The organism is Streptococcus sp. 27098_8_103 (genome assembly GCF_041432345.1).
Lineage (GTDB): Bacteria > Bacillota > Bacilli > Lactobacillales > Streptococcaceae > Streptococcus > Streptococcus mitis_BV.
In genome coordinates this window covers 1-15,037 of record NZ_JAPVZK010000003.1, presented here as the reverse complement: position 1 = coordinate 15,037, position 15,037 = coordinate 1, and the positions used below count along the sequence as shown (strand labels likewise).

The following is a 15,037-nucleotide window of genomic DNA, read 5'->3' as shown; positions in this document are numbered from 1 at the left end:
AATTTTTCAAAAGAAAAACGCGCCCAAACCTAGACACGAAAGTACAATACGCTTCTTTTTACATGATACGTTTTGTCCTCGGTAGGATATTTATGAGTCGAGCTCCCCTACTGTCTTAGGCAGTTTTTTCAAACCGTATATAAGTATAGCATAGTCAAAAAAAGAATGCAAGATTTTTACAAACTTTTTTTAAAATTTTTCGTGATTTTTCTTTTAAATTTCTACTGTTAGGACTTGACCTTGCTTAACAACCTGTTCTCCGCCGATATAGACATCATCAACATCACTGGATTTAACAGCATAGACGAGATGAGAAAGCATATTTTCCTGAGGTTGGAGATGAATTTTGCCTTGTGGTTGGATGACCAGAAAATCTGCTTGCTTGCCAACTTCCAGACTTCCTATCTGATTTTCCATTCCTATGACCTTAGCCCCTTCGATTGTCAGTGCCTTGAGGGCTGTTTCGATTGGGAATTGGCTGGCATCCCCACTTTTCATCTTCTGAAGAAGGGCTGCAGTCCGTCCTTCCTCAAACATATCAAGGTTGTTATTGGAGGCAACCGAATCCGTCGCAATTCCGACTGCTACTCCTGCTTTTTGCAGTTGAATGATAGGAGCAATCCCTGATGCCAGTTTGAGGTTACTAATAGGATTGTGGGCAATAGACACTTGAGAAGTTGCCAAGCGTTCAATTTCTCTCTCGTTTAATTCGACCCCGTGAGCAAAGACAGACGGATGATCTAAGTAACCCAGTTCTTCAAGAAAGGCGAGGGGGCGTTTGCCGTATCGTTTCAGGATAATGCCTGACTCCTCCTTGGTCTCCGCCACATGGATATGGATAGGAATATTCAGTTCTTTTGCCATATCCAAGCTTTCTTCCAGCAAGTCTCTACTACAGCTGTAGGGAGAATGTGGGGCTACCATCACCTTGAAATTTGGATTTTTATATCCAATAATTTCTTCAATGATTGCTCGAGTTCTGCTTATAGTTTCATCAGTTGTCTCCGCCTCAGAAGAAAAGAGGGTAGGTGAGAAATAACAACGCATCTTGGAATCTTTCATTGCCTGATAAATCCTCTCAATATCCACACCATTGGGATTATACATATCATTAAAGGTTGTTGTTCCTGACTGGAGCATCTCTGTCAGAGCTTCTTTAACCGCCTTAGTAGTCATGTCAGGAGTAAACTCAGCTTCTGCTGGCCAGATATAGTCATTGAGCCATTCATGAAGATTACTATCATCTCGGACTCCTCTCAATCCTGTCATAGCAGAGTGTGTGTGGCAATTAACCAAACCAGGCATAATCCAGGCTCCCTGATAGTCTATAATCTGCTCAGCTTGCTCTAAAATCTCTGACTTCTCTTGACCAACATAGACGATTTGAGAATCCTTAACTGCTAAGATTCCATCCAAATAAACATGGAAATCTTGGTCACAAGTCACGATATTTACATGCTGAAAGACTTTCATACTAGGCTCCTTTTCTAAAAGACAATTTACAGTGAATAATTTTTCTAGCTATTGTAACAAAAAAGTCACCCGAAGGCAACTTTTTTCGTCCATAAGATTTTAAAATAGGAAGGCTTATTCTGAGCTAAAAGCTGCAGCTTGCTGCATTTGGTAATACTTGCCTTTTCTAGCCATGAGGTCCTGATGATTGCCATGCTCCACAATATCGCCATCCACCAAGACAAGAATCAAATCTGCATCCTGAATAGTTGACAAACGGTGAGCAATGATAAAGCTTGTACGCCCCTTCATGAGTTTAGCAAATGCATCCTGAACTAGCACTTCTGTCCGTGTATCGATGGAGGAAGTTGCCTCGTCTAAGATAAGAATCTTAGGGATAGCTAGAAAGACTCGAGCGATGGTCAAGAGTTGGGCTTGACCGACAGAGAGAGATTCTCCAGCATTTTCCAACTTGGTATCATAACCTTGAGGTAACTGTTGGATGAAAAAGTCGGCATTGGCTGCTTTGGCAGCAGCAATCACTTGCTCCCGACTGGCATCAGGGTTTCCAAAGGCAATATTGTCATGAATAGTCCCTTGCTTGAGCCAGGTTTCTTGGAGGACCATACCAAACTGCTGGCGTAAGGAGGCACGACTATAGTCATAAATGGATTTCCCATCCAGCAAGATATCTCCTGAGTCAATGGGATAAAAACGCATGAGGAGATTGATAAGGGTTGATTTTCCTGCACCTGTCGGACCAACAATAGCCACTTTGCTACCAGCTGGAATATCAATAGATAAATCCTTAATCAAAATCTTTTCAGGATGGTAGCCAAAAGAGACCTGTTTAAAGGAAATGGCTCCCTTAACTTGGTCACTGGTCAAGACTTCCTTACCTGTTTCAGCCACCTCAGGACTTTCTAAGACAGCATAGACACGCTCTGCACAAGCTAGAGCACTTTGTAACTCAGCTAGTACTGAAGAAATATCGTTAAAAGGCTTGGTGTATTGTTGAACATAGTTCAAAAAGGTCACTAAGCGCCCAATGGTAAAGGTTGAACCCATCATGATACGATAAGCTCCTACTCCAGCAAGAACAGCATAAATGAGTGCATTGACAAAGCGAGTCGAAGGATTGACCGTTGATGAATAAAAGATGGCTGACTGCGAATAACCTGCATAGTTGTCATTAGTCTCGTGCAGCCTTTGTATAAACTCTTCCTGAGCATTGAAGGACTGGATAATATTCTGCTGGCTAAGCGATTCTTCAATTAATTGTGTCTGAATCCCCCTTGTCTCTGTTTGCTTTTGGAAGAGATGATAAGACCTCTTGGCAATAAAGCGTGAGATTACCATAGACAGTGGCGTCAACAATAAGACTAAGAGAGTCATGAGGAGATGAATTTGAAGCATGGCTAGAATGCTAACCAAAATCATCAAGACACCAATGAAAAATTGGTTAAAAATCATGGTCAAGCCAGCTGCCAACTGTTCTATGTCCGTGGTTACACGACTGACCATTTCTCCACTTCCTTGTCGATCCACAAAGGCAATCGGTAACCGATGGAGCTTATGGATGATTCGCTCTCGCAAGTCTCTGGTATAAGAGAAAATTAGGCGATTATAGAGGAGAGGATTGACCCACTGCACCAGGGTATTTCCTATGACTACCAAGATCATTTGGAGAAAAATCTGCCAAAAAACTGGTGAAGAACCAGCCACCAGGACTTGGTCAATGACCTGCCCAATCAAGATAGGTAGGTAGATTGATAATCCTATCTGGGCAATGGTTCCTAGAAAAGCTAGGAAAAGGAGGAAGGGATGGCTTGCTAAATCTTTTGCCAAACGTGTGAGCGTCTGGTTTGCAGTTTGTCGTCTCATACTAGTCCTCCTTTCCACGTTGAGATGCATTGATTTCGCGATAGACTTGACTGGACTTCATCAAGTCCTCGTGCTTGCCGATAGCTAAAAGCTCACCTTTTTCCAAGAGGAGAATCTGGTCAGCCATCTGTAAAGTCGAGGTTCGTTGAGAGATCAAGATTAAGCTCGTATTTGGCAAATTTTCTCGAATAGCTTTCAAGAGCTTGGACTCGGTAATGGTGTCGAGGGCCGAAGTCGCATCATCTAAGATGAGAAACGGAGCCTGGCGCAAAACTGCGCGAGCAATAGACAGCCTTTGTTTTTGTCCACCTGAGAAATTTCGACCTCCTGCCTCAACTAGGGCATCCAAGAGTCCTTCCTTTTCACTGACAAAATCCTTGGCTTGTGCAATTTCCAAGGCCTGCCAGAGTTCTTGGTCAGTTACTTCTTGATGTAAACCTAGAGTCAAGTTGGAACGAATGCTTCCCTTAAAGAGTTCGACTTTTTGGGGCACATAGGCAATCCAAGACCGCCACTCCTCTAAATTACGAGGACTAGATCCATCTCGATAAAGGTCAATGCTCCCCTTGTCTGCTGGATAAAGTCCAAGAATGAGTTGCACCAAACTTGATTTACCAGAACCTGTTCCCCCAATGATACCAAGGATTTGCCCTTGCTTCATATCAAAAGAAATGTCTCTCAGAGAAGGCTGGGCCGCATCAGGATAGGTAAAGGTCAGTTCTTGAACTTGTAAAACCTGATTTCTGGTAACTTGCTTTTTCTCTAATTCTGAATGGATGTCTTCTGGAGCTTCGGCAAAGACTTCCTCAATTCGCTTAGCTGAGATATAGGACTGGTTGAGGGAATTGATCAGCATGGCAAGCTTGACCAATTCCACCAAGATCTGTAGGAGATAATTAATAAGGGCAATGAGAGCACCTTGACTGAGTAAACCTCCCTGAATTGAAACATATCCCTGCCAGATAATAACGAGGAGAGTTCCATTGACAATCAGATAGGTCAGGGGTGTTAATAAACTGGACCAGAAACCTGTCTTTTCTTGTAATCTAGCATAGACTTGGTTAAGGGTTTGAAAAATATGTAACTCTCGTTTTTCTTGACCAAAAGCACGAATAACGCGCATACCTTGTATTTGCTGACGCGTTTCTTGAACCAGTTGGTCCGTTTTCTTTCTGAGACTACTGTAGAGAGGATTGACCAGTCGAGAGAACCCTACAATAACAATGGTCAAAATGACAACCATGACCAAGAACCAGAAAGTCAGCTCAGCTGAAATGCGATAGGCCATAAAAATGGCTCCAAAAACGATAATAGGTGCTCGCAAAAAGAGGCGCAAGAATTGATTGATCCCAGTCTGAATCTGATAGGTGTCCGAAGTCAAGCGAGTCACCAAACTAGAAGTGGTCAGGCGGTCTCTGCTATCCTTGGGCAAGGAAAGAATATGACGATAGAGATCATCTGTCAGTCCTTTGGCAAATCCAACCGCAGCCTTAGCTGAGTAGAACTGGGCTATTAAGGCCACTAAAACGCCAATCACTGCAAAGATAAAGAGTATGCCAATCTGCATCCAGAGATGTCCTTGATCTCCCTGAGGTAAAGATTGGTCAACAATCCCAGCAATCACCATGGGAACCAAGAGCTCAAAAACAGCTTCTAACAGCTTGAATAAGGGAGCTAAAATCGATTCCTTGATATAGGGTTTGAAGTAAGATAATAGGTGTTTCATAAATCCCTTCTATTCGTATTCTGGAAATAAAGAAAGTGGGAAGCACCCACCATCTCTGATTTATTTGCTTAAGTAAGGTAGTAGATAGCCATATCCTGCTTCTTCCATCTCATCCTTGGATACAAAACGCAAGGATGCAGAATTAATACAGTAACGCAGGCCACCTAACTCCCGAGGTCCATCTGTGAAAACATGACCCAAGTGAGCATTGCCTGAACGAGAACGAACCTCGATTCGCTCCATTCCATGACTCAGATCCTTGTAATAATGAATCAATTCCTTGGAAATCGGACGGCTAAAACTTGGCCAACCACAGCCTGAGGCAAACTTATCCTTGGCAAAAAAGAGTGGCTCACCCGTCGTAATATCTACATAAATCCCTTCTTCAAAGGTTTGGTCATAGGCATTGCTAAATGGAGCCTCTGTAGCAGCTTCTTGGGTAACACGATAGGACTCTTCGGTCAAGCTTTTCTTTAACACCTCTTGACTAGGCTTTTCATAGTGAGAGGCATCAATCAATGGCTTCTCAGCATCGGTCACATCGATATGACAGTAACCTGAAGGATTCTTCTTCAGATAGTCTTGGTGGTAATCTTCAGCTAAAATATAGTGGCGAAGTTTCTCCACCTCTACTGCAATCTTTCGCCCAAGCATGCGCTCCTGCTCCTGCACCACTGTATAGATAGTTGGCAAGTCTGCTTCATCCTGGTAATAAATCCCGGTCCGATATTGGCGACCACGGTCATTTCCTTGTTGATTGACTGATAATGGATCAATAACACGGAAATAATAAAGTAAAATTTCTCTGAGTGAGACTACCTTCTCATCGTAAATTACTTGAACCGTTTCTGCATGGTCTGTTTCTTTGAGCAACTGGTAATTGGTCGTTTCGACTTGACCATTAGCGTAGCCAACACTGGTTGCTAGCACTCCAGAAATACGTGAAAAATACTCCTCTAAGCCCCAAAAACAACCACCTGCTAGATAAATTTCTGCCATCTTTATTTCTCCTTTATCAAGTTTTTAACTCGAATTCTTTTCAAAAAAAGGATAGGAAGCCCTCTGGTCGAGAGTTTCCCCATCCTATCTTCTATTCTTTATTTTGCTTCTACACGGACACCTTGGGTATCAACCTTCAAGTCATGAAGTTTTCCTTTGAAGGGGTGCTTTTCCAATTCTACCTTAATCGTTGGCATCTTGTCATGAGAAGCCAAAACCATAACTGTCGGCCCAGCACCAGAGAGGTAGGTTGCATAGGCACCATTCTCTTTGGCTACTTGCTTGATCGTCGCAAATTCTCTCACCAAGTCCTGACGATAGAGTTCGTGGAAGAGGTCTCCCTCGATTGCTTGTCCAGCTGTCACCATATCTCCTGCCAACAAGGCTGCGACAGCTACATTGGCGATAGAACTGGCAGCGACAGCTTCCTTGTAAGATAATTTCTTAGGTAAGACACCACGGCTATCTCGAGTGCGTAATTCATAGTTAGGAATGTAGGCTAGGAAATCACACTCTGGGAAGTCAGCCACGATAGCAGAGACTTGCCCGTCAACGGAACTTGCAATAACCAGATTACCATAAATGGCTGGAGCCACATTGTCTGGATGTCCTTCAATCTTAGTCGCTAACTGCAATTTTTCATGGTCTGATAAGTTGAGCTGACCCAGTTGGTTGGCTAGTTCAATCCCAGCAACAATAACCGAGCTGGAAGAACCCAAACCACGCGCCAAGGGAACATTACTAGTCATTTTCAAGCGTCTCGGTTGCAAGTCTGGTACAATTTGCAAAGCGATTTTGAGCAAGAGATTACGCTCGTCATGAGGAATCCATTTACCAATCTGGTGTTCAATCAACCACTCATCTCGTTCTTCACAGACCTCAATTTGAAGATACTTGGTTACAGCTACACCGACCGAGTCAAATCCTGGCCCGATATTGGCACTGGTTGCAGGTACAATAATCTTCATCTTATTCTCCTAGCACCTTGAAGGTATTCAAGAGGTCGAATTCTGAAACCTTCTTCAATTCAGCTGAGACATTTTCAAGTTGGGCTTTATTAATCTTGTGTGTGATGATCACAACACGCGCCTTGTCACCCTCTTTGCCATCTTGTAGGATTTGCTTGAAGGAAATATCTTGAGCGTTGAAGATTTCAGCCAATTTTAAGACCTGACCTTTTGAGTCTGGTGCCAAGATTGAGAAGTAGTAATTAGCTTTAACATCCTCAGGATTAGCCAAGACCAAATCACGACTGTATTCGTTGAAGTCTTTACCAATTGTTCCATCATTCAAACGACGAACGATACGGACAATATCTGCTACAACACTTGTTGCAGTTGGTTTTTGACCAGCACCTGGTCCGTAGTACATAGACTCACCGATACCGATAGATTCTACAAAGACAGCGTTCATTACTCCATTCACACTGGCAAGTGGATGCGCTTTAGGAAGGAAGGTTGGAGTCACTTCTGCAGCAATTCCTGAAGGAGTTTCCTCGATAGAACCAACCAATTTCACTACATAACCAAGCTCTTGAGCCACAGCTACATCTTCTGGTGTGATGTTGCGGATTCCCTTGTGGGCTACATCGTCAAATGCAACCTTCATGCCAAAGGCAAATTGGCTCAAAATCACCATCTTGTAGGCTGCATCAATCCCATCTACGTCATTTGTTGGGTCACTTTCTGCAAATCCAAGTCTTTGCGCTTCGGCAAGAGCATCATCGTAAGACCAGCCTTCTTCGACCATCTTGGTCATCATGAAGTTGGAAGTTCCGTTGACCACGCCAAGGACACGAGTGATTTTGTCAGAAGCTAAGGAATTTGCCAAGGTACGAAGAATTGGAATCCCACCAGCTACTGCTGCTTCGTAGTAAAGTGCTACATTATGCTCTTTAGCGATTTCTAACAATTCTGCACCATGGACAGCCAAAAGGTCCTTGTTAGCAGTCACAACGTGTTTGCCAGACTCCAAGGCACGAGTGATAAAGGTTTTAGCAGGTTCGATACGCCCCATCAATTCCACTACAATCGTAATGTCTTGATCTGACAAAATGTCATCCACATTGGTTACAAAGTTAAAGTCATTCCCTGCTGCAAGCAAGCGATTTTTCTCATCTTCATCCTTGACCAACACCTTAGCAACTTCAATCTCTGAATGTGCTGATTGATTGATTTTTTCTCCATTTTCCTTTAGGAGGAAAGGCACACCACTTGCAACGGTACCAAATCCTAGTAAAGCAATTTTAACTGTCATGTTTGTCTCCTCGAAATTTTCTAATATAGCCATTATAACAGAATTTTGTGAAAATTTCTATTATAGTAAATCACTATTTCAGTCTAGAAAAGAAAAAACGAATCTGATGATTCGCTCTTCTTAAAATCTAGAAATAGCTTTCCAGAAATGATTATCCAATCTTTTGTAGATTGAGCACTGCATCATGATTCATCAAGACTTGACCATACTCCTGCAAGACTGAACGACTGATATCACTATCGTCCGCAAACTCACGCATACGAGCCAACAGCCAAGCTGGATATGGACTTGGATGATTTTCAATATCCACTAAAATGGTCAAATAATAGCGCTCATTCATCTTGTAGAGTTCAGAAGTTTCCATCTCAAAAGTCACTGTCTGGGCAAAAGCCACCAAGTCAGCCAACTTAGCAAAAGAAAGGATGTAATAGATGTAAGGCTCTTTCTTGCTCTCAGCTTCTTGTTCAGCCTGCTCTTGCTCTTCTTCCTTAGCTTCGACTTGCTCTAGAGATTGAATCGCTTCGATATCATCCTTAGTTTTGTCTGCGATGCTTTTTTCCAAGGTTTTGATAAATTCATCTGGCGACATTTGAGCCAATTCTTCCATATCTGGTAAATCCGATAAGTCTTCAAAATCTAGATTTTGGTCAATCTTTGATTTGGTTACAAAGACATCTACCTTATCAGGTTTTGGAGTCACACGGAAGCTCAACATACCTGTATCTAGAAAGCTCTCAGGCATCTCTAACTCATCCAAGATAGCATAAAAGAACTCTTCTGTTTTTTCTTGAGGGACGAGAAAGTCAGCAATCTCCATTCCTCGATCCATCAAATCCTCTAAAGACATCGTGATTTTTAAAGTTGTATCACTGATTTGTTTCATTTTCATTGCTAGTAACCTCATACTTTCAGTTCTATCTATTATACTAGATTTTTACGATTTTATCAAAAGAAGGCTCCTCTGTCGGGATAGATTTTCCATAGGGTAACTTCTGTAGAAGACTCTAATACTCTTCGAAAATCTCTTCAAACCACGTCAGCTTTATCTGCAACCTCAAAGCGGTGCTTTGAGCAGCCTACGGCTAGCTTCCTAGTTTGCTTTTTGATTTTCATTGAGTATAAAAGAAAATTTCTGCAGACAAATAGAAAAAGCCTTCAAAATCAAACTTCTTGTCCGACTTTGAAGACCTAATACATCAGAAAGCTTATAGTTTAAAGCTTGCTACACCGAGGATAGAACGATTTAAGTTTCTGAGAATTTGAAGACTTTGCTCAAATTTCTTATAACGAGTCACTCCGTACTCTTCAACAAGAAGGACTGTATCTCTTTCCAAAAGCGATGGCACATCTTGTAAATCGACAAAATGCATTCCTTTTAAAGACTCTTGATTTTGTTTCAATTTATCTAGGATAGCTTTGTTTGAGCTAACGATTGTTAATTCTTGCCCAGCATTTTTGTATGACAAGACATCTGCTAGGTTAGCAATTGTTGTAATCTCTGTTACAAAATCAATTTGATACTGAGAAAAATCACCTGCTCTATTGATTGTTGGATTAAAGAGATAAACCAATACATTTCCCATCACAACCAAAATCACACAGACCACTCCAATAACAGCTAAACGAAGAATCAGATTTTTCACATTTAAGCCGAGCGCTGTTTCACCATTTGCATTCAATTCTTTAGAGTTGATGGTTTCTAATTTTTCAATTTTCACATTTGCATAGGTATGTTTAAATTTCTCAATCAACCCATCAATTTTTCGCTCCAACAAGTCATTGGCATCTTTACTTGGTGTCAAAATTTTCACACCAACCCCTGCATCGTCAATCATATAGTAGACGGTCAATTTTTTCCACCAATAGTCATTCGTTGAATTTTTCAAGGTTGTTTCGGTCGTATCCAATTCACTGGCAATTTTTTTCAACTCACTGGGTTCTACATCATTAAAAAGATAAGCTCCATTCAAATTTCCATCAATCAATTTCCCATAAAAATCACTATAACCACCAATTTGATGATTCAAAATCGTTTTAGCTGAATCTTCTGGAGGAGTGATTTTATAGCTAAGATAAGTTGAATAACTTGTTGTGTCTTTGACAGTGTTTTTATTCTTAACTGCCTTAATTGTAAATGGTACAGCAATGAGAGCAAATAAAGCGATGAGAGCTAGAATATTTGCTTTTCGTTTTTTGTATAGATTTGCAAACAAATCAGCTACTGAATAATGTTCAAACATGATTTTTTTCTCCTTTGTTTAGTAGATACTGGTTCTCTTTTGTAAGCATTTTCGCTACGAATATAATCACAAGAACAATTCCCCAGAATTGCATTGTAAATAGATTGAAGAAACTTTCTGAAAAGCTACTTCTTGGCATAAAGAATAGATTATTCAAGATGAGTAGGGACAAGGTAAATAGGATTGTTCTTGAACGATAGGCTACTTGCAGCATGGCTATGAATAACATACCTAGCAAGAGACTAAGTAGAAAGACTCCTATCATACCATAGTCTGTATACAACTCCATAATATAGCTACTTCCAATACCATGTCCTTTCAAGTATTCCTTGTTCAAGACTAGATAGGATAGATTGTGGGCATAACTATTACTATCAATAGCTAATTCCACACTATTGGTTGTATGTTCAAAGGCTTTTCCTCCGAAAATAGCCCCCAAACTTCCCCTCGCAAAATAATCAAGAACAGGACCAAAAGTAAAATTACGGAAATCTCGGTAAGGGAGGCTACTGTTAAATAGAAAACCTCGAGCTAAAACACCAAAACTAGTCCCTTGTTTATAGATAAAGTCAAGCAGGATATCCCAAAATCCTGTATGGGAAACTTGGACATTATCCCGTACATAATTGAGCACTCCCATCGCCAACATGAGAATAGGAGAACCTACAAAAATCGCCAACTTTTCTTTAAACCCAATCCATTTTCCTTTTTCAGTTTGCTCCCGCATAAAGTAATAAACAAAAGCAAATAGAATACTTAAAATAAAGGGATTGCGTGTCCCGATTGCCAAATGAATGGTATTAGCTGCAATAAAGGAGACAAGCACTGCTGTTGCCTGCAATTTCTTTGGCTTGGTTGCCAAATACATACACATTGCATAGACCGTAAATGTTGATAAGATATAGGTAAAATAAGGCAGTTTACTTTCAAAGTTTGCATAGTAGGCATAGTAGGAAGTCTGCAAGCGATACAGGAGCCGTTCAAATAACCGAATGAAATAGAAAGGATAGGTTAGAAGAAAAACTCCTAGCGATACAAAGCGCAACCGCTTGATGTAAACATCTTTTAGAGAACTTCCTATCTTGGGTACTTGTATTTTCTTTCTAGCTATAAAATAGCGAGCTAGGAGCCCCCCTATGGTCAATCCCAATATCGAAACCATGACGACTATAAAAGCAAAGCGATAGGCTATGGGATGATAGGTATCTAAAGCACCATCCCTAAAATAATCAATGGTAGGCCTTGATACCAGAAATACAAAAATAGTTAAAAAGAAAATAAAATGGATTAAGTAATACTTGATATCATTCCAACAAGCAATTAAGCTACTAACCAGTAAGAACAATAAAGTAGAAAGCAAGCTAACATTGTTATTATTAAACAGATACACAATTCCACTTGCTAGTGTCAAGGCATAGCTGACTAGGGTCAAACTAAATAATAATCGTTTTCCATCAATCACTTGCTCACCCCCGTTCTAATGTAATTTTTTAGATTTTTCAATATTTTTTAGTAATAAGAATCGGTATAAGGAAATATTTATGAATAGAGCCAAAGCACTAATTCTTCTCCCCTTACGGAAAATTGGATTCCTAAAAATAGCAAAGGCATGGCTTTTTAAAAAACGATGAATCTGAGCATAGGCTTCAAACTGTTTATACTGATCATCTAGCAACATCTTATCCAGAATAAAGAAGTGGGCATAGGCCAATCTGAAAAAAGCAACCTCTTTCAAGTCAGGATAGTTTTTCACAACTTCATTATAAAACTTTTGGTAGATATCAATATAGGCTAAATCCTTCTCTGCATAGGGTTTAGTCGTAATACTATCTCCTCTATGAAAATAGTAATAATAGGGTTTGGTATTAACCACATACTTCTTGGCCAACTTGATCAAATCAAAATGATAATAAGCATCTTCATAAATCAATCCCTTTGGAAAGGATAGGGCAGTTGCAATCTCTCTCTTGATTAGCTTATTGCAGATCGTTCCAGGTATTTTTTCACCTATGAGGTATTCCCTCAGAAATGTTTGAGAATCACAGACAAAATACTCATCCTGATTGGCTGACTGTGGGCTTTCATCATTAGCATAGACATTCATGACACCACAGCTCGAAACATCCGCATCTTCTTGAATTAATTGCTCATATAAGCTCTGAATCATTGCTGGATGGATATAATCATCTGAATCAATAAAAATCAGATAATCTCCGTGAGCCTGTTTCATTCCATCGTTTCGTGCTTGCGACAAACCTTCATTCTTTTTATGAAGCACTGACACCCTATCATCTTGTTCAGCGATTGAATCACACAAGCGACCACTTTCATCCGTTGCTCCATCATCAACAAGAATGATTTCCAGATTCTGATAGGTCTGCTTCTGAATGGAAGCTATCGATTTTTCTAGGTACTGCGCCACATTATAGACTGGCACAATGACACTAATTAATGCAGTTTCCATGCTACTCCTCTAATAGTTTTTCTACTTGTTCGATTTGTTTGGCAATTGTAAATTGTTGAATGAATTGGCTGGCTTCATTAACATCAAAGTTTGAAGCAGAAGTCATGTAGTTCATAATTGCCTGCGCTGCCTCTTGATTGCTCTCAATGATTTGTCCAAATCGTCCTTCTTGGGATAATTCCTCAGCCCCTCCGACGTCAGTTGAGACAAAAGGAAGTCCCAGACTCAAGGCTTCCACATACACTCCAGGAAACCCTTCTTGTTTAGACATAGACAAGAGAACTTTCGTCTGAGATAAATACTGATAAGGATTTTTTTGATAACCAAGGAAATGTACATAGTCTTCAAGCTCATATTCTTTAACTCGTTTTTTCAGTTCCTCTTCCATATCCCCAGCCCCTATGAAGTAGAGATGATAGTTTTTTCCCTCTTGGTGTAATAATCGTATCACTTCTACCACACGGTCAGAACCCTTATTTTCCTCAATCCGTCCGATAGTACAGATACTTTGAGGCGCAATCTCGATATCGATCTTCTCTTGAGATTTTTCTAGAATGCTCTGAAAATCATATCCATTGTAAACTGTCCGTAATTTCGAAGCATAGTCTGGATAGACTTCCTTGATAGAATTGCTGGTTTTATTCGAAATTCCTACAATGGTATTCGCAGCATCCAACTGGCGTCTATGTGATTCTCTTTTGGAGCTATCCTTAATAAATTCTTCGATACTTCCATGAATCCAGGAGATTTTCTTGACTTCTTTTCTTTTAGAGAACAAAAGTGGAGGATTCATAATAGTAAAAGAAACTTCAACATCATAGTCATCTCTTACAAGCAAGCGACGAGTCAATCTTGGAAAATAAATTCTCATTCTCCACAAAAGAGCTCGAATCCATCTGGCTTGGCGATAATCCTGAAGGGATTTTAAAATGCATACATGCTTGGGAACAGATTCGTATCCCTTATCAAAATGTTCCATTTCAAGAATATCAATATCATACTTTTCTGGATCTAGATTTGAAACAATGGTAGATAGAATCTTCTCTGCTCCACCCCCGAGAGAAAAAGACCACATAAAAAATAATATTTTTTTCTTAGCCACCATATTCTCCCTTGTATTCTGTATAAGACTTATCCATATCAGCGATGACAGCATCATGATGTGGTACTTGCTTGTCTGCTGGTGGAGGTGTCATATAATCCCCAAAAGCAGTGCTGAGATAAGCATCATAGCCGACTGGAATAGGCATCTCTGTCTCTTCAAATGGCAAGAAGAGATTATCTTCAAAAGATTCGATTAGGTACTTATTTCTCATGTAACCAGGACCCGAGCATAATTCCGTGATTCCATCGCTCTCAGCTAGACTGTACTTGGTCATTTCTTTTTCAGCTTTTTTCCAAATGCGATAACGAAGAGATTTGGGAGTCACCCCCAGTAAAATACGGCTTCCCCACTTCATAAGTGCGCCATGTTTTTCTGGAATAGTTTGCGCACAAAAAAGAGAATAAATCAAGGCCCAGTGAACCTGCTTTTTCCGCTCAGCTGGATTTTTAGGATAATAATCCAAAGGTAAAACATCCAAGGCCAGACCATGTGGCAAATCCAAATCCTGCTGATAAGGTTTGATACAGGTAGTTTCCTTGTCACGAATGGTAATAAAAAGATTGCGGTCGACAAAATCCTTATTACTCTTTGACAAGAAATAACGCTCATCTGCATAACGAGGCCATAATTCTGCTAATTTTTCATAGTCCTTACGGGGCATAAAAAAGTCTAGGTCGTCGTCCCAAGGAATAAACCCCTTGTTTCGAAGGGCGCCAATAGCACCTCCTCCACAGAGATAACAAAGCAAATCATGTTCCTTGCAAAAAGCCACAAAATATTCAGCCATCTCCAGACTTCGAGCCTGAATTGCTTTTAAATCAGTCATATTGTTCATTATTCTTTCTATCGTATCGTTCCATTATACCATAAATAAGGGATGAAAATCTATTGCAGACTGTAAAAAATCAAAG

At 40.3% G+C, this 15,037-nt stretch carries 12 protein-coding genes and 1 other annotated feature; all 12 genes read right to left on the bottom strand.

Annotation, left to right across the window (positions count from 1 at the left end):
• Positions 1-2: 2 nt before the first annotated feature.
• Positions 3-138: a sequence feature (ribosomal protein L10 leader region), on the bottom strand.
• Between the two features lie 75 nt (positions 139-213).
• Positions 214-1,473, bottom strand: a complete 1,260-nt coding sequence (locus O3599_RS01155) for a TRZ/ATZ family protein (protein WP_247939423.1) — start codon at positions 1,471-1,473, stop codon at positions 214-216.
• A 114-nt stretch (positions 1,474-1,587) separates the two neighbouring features.
• A complete protein-coding gene (locus O3599_RS01150; protein WP_247939422.1) occupies positions 1,588-3,336 on the bottom strand; it encodes an ABC transporter ATP-binding protein in 1,749 nt (582 codons plus the stop codon).
• A 1-nt stretch (position 3,337) separates the two neighbouring features.
• A complete protein-coding gene (locus O3599_RS01145; RefSeq protein WP_247939421.1) occupies positions 3,338-5,062 on the bottom strand; it encodes an ABC transporter ATP-binding protein in 1,725 nt (574 codons plus the stop codon).
• 60 nt (positions 5,063-5,122) lie between these two features.
• A complete protein-coding gene (gene msrB, locus O3599_RS01140) occupies positions 5,123-6,061 on the bottom strand; it encodes a peptide-methionine (R)-S-oxide reductase MsrB (RefSeq protein WP_247939420.1) in 939 nt (312 codons plus the stop codon).
• Between the two features lie 98 nt (positions 6,062-6,159).
• Entirely contained in the window at positions 6,160-7,029 is an 870-nt protein-coding gene (thrB, locus tag O3599_RS01135; protein WP_247939419.1) for a homoserine kinase, read from the bottom strand.
• Between the two features lies 1 nt (position 7,030).
• On the bottom strand, positions 7,031-8,317 hold the full coding sequence (locus tag O3599_RS01130; RefSeq protein ID WP_247939418.1) for a homoserine dehydrogenase: 1,287 nt from the start codon (positions 8,315-8,317) through the stop codon (positions 7,031-7,033).
• Between the two features lie 151 nt (positions 8,318-8,468).
• The gene (gene mecA / locus O3599_RS01125; RefSeq protein WP_094753379.1) at positions 8,469-9,206 is read right to left on the bottom strand and encodes an adaptor protein MecA; all 738 of its coding nucleotides are present in this window, start codon (positions 9,204-9,206) and stop codon (positions 8,469-8,471) included.
• A gap of 316 nt (positions 9,207-9,522) precedes the next feature.
• Positions 9,523-10,557 carry a prephenate dehydratase gene (locus O3599_RS01120; RefSeq protein ID WP_247939417.1) on the bottom strand — a complete coding sequence of 345 codons (1,035 nt, stop codon included), beginning with the start codon at positions 10,555-10,557 and terminating at the stop codon, positions 9,523-9,525.
• A complete protein-coding gene (locus tag O3599_RS01115) occupies positions 10,550-12,019 on the bottom strand; it encodes an O-antigen polysaccharide polymerase Wzy family protein (protein WP_371511747.1) in 1,470 nt (489 codons plus the stop codon). The genes O3599_RS01120 and O3599_RS01115 overlap by 8 nt, the downstream gene beginning before the upstream one ends.
• Positions 12,020-12,034: 15 nt before the next feature.
• Positions 12,035-13,021, bottom strand: a complete 987-nt coding sequence (locus tag O3599_RS01110) for a glycosyltransferase family 2 protein (RefSeq protein ID WP_371511745.1) — start codon at positions 13,019-13,021, stop codon at positions 12,035-12,037.
• 1 nt (position 13,022) lies between these two features.
• Positions 13,023-14,126 (bottom strand): glycosyltransferase, encoded by a 1,104-nt coding sequence (locus O3599_RS01105; RefSeq protein ID WP_371511743.1) that lies wholly within the window; start codon positions 14,124-14,126, stop codon positions 13,023-13,025.
• On the bottom strand, positions 14,116-14,961 hold the full coding sequence (locus O3599_RS01100) for a phosphorylcholine transferase LicD (protein WP_371511742.1): 846 nt from the start codon (positions 14,959-14,961) through the stop codon (positions 14,116-14,118). Before O3599_RS01100 ends, O3599_RS01105 begins: the two co-directional genes overlap by 11 nt.
• Between the last annotated feature and the right edge of the window lie 76 nt (positions 14,962-15,037).

Coding starts and splice junctions, on each gene's coding strand:
- O3599_RS01155 (WP_247939423.1), bottom strand. CDS start 1,473: ATGAAAGTCTTTCAGCATGTAAATATCGTGACTTGTGACCAAGATTTC.
- O3599_RS01150 (WP_247939422.1), bottom strand. CDS start 3,336: ATGAGACGACAAACTGCAAACCAGACGCTCACACGTTTGGCAAAAGAT.
- O3599_RS01145 (WP_247939421.1), bottom strand. CDS start 5,062: ATGAAACACCTATTATCTTACTTCAAACCCTATATCAAGGAATCGATT.
- msrB (WP_247939420.1), bottom strand. CDS start 6,061: ATGGCAGAAATTTATCTAGCAGGTGGTTGTTTTTGGGGCTTAGAGGAG.
- thrB (WP_247939419.1), bottom strand. CDS start 7,029: ATGAAGATTATTGTACCTGCAACCAGTGCCAATATCGGGCCAGGATTT.
- O3599_RS01130 (WP_247939418.1), bottom strand. CDS start 8,317: ATGACAGTTAAAATTGCTTTACTAGGATTTGGTACCGTTGCAAGTGGT.
- mecA (WP_094753379.1), bottom strand. CDS start 9,206: ATGAAAATGAAACAAATCAGTGATACAACTTTAAAAATCACGATGTCT.
- O3599_RS01120 (WP_247939417.1), bottom strand. CDS start 10,557: ATGTTTGAACATTATTCAGTAGCTGATTTGTTTGCAAATCTATACAAA.
- O3599_RS01110 (WP_371511745.1), bottom strand. CDS start 13,021: ATGGAAACTGCATTAATTAGTGTCATTGTGCCAGTCTATAATGTGGCG.
- O3599_RS01105 (WP_371511743.1), bottom strand. CDS start 14,126: ATGGTGGCTAAGAAAAAAATATTATTTTTTATGTGGTCTTTTTCTCTC.
- O3599_RS01100 (WP_371511742.1), bottom strand. CDS start 14,961: ATGAACAATATGACTGATTTAAAAGCAATTCAGGCTCGAAGTCTGGAG.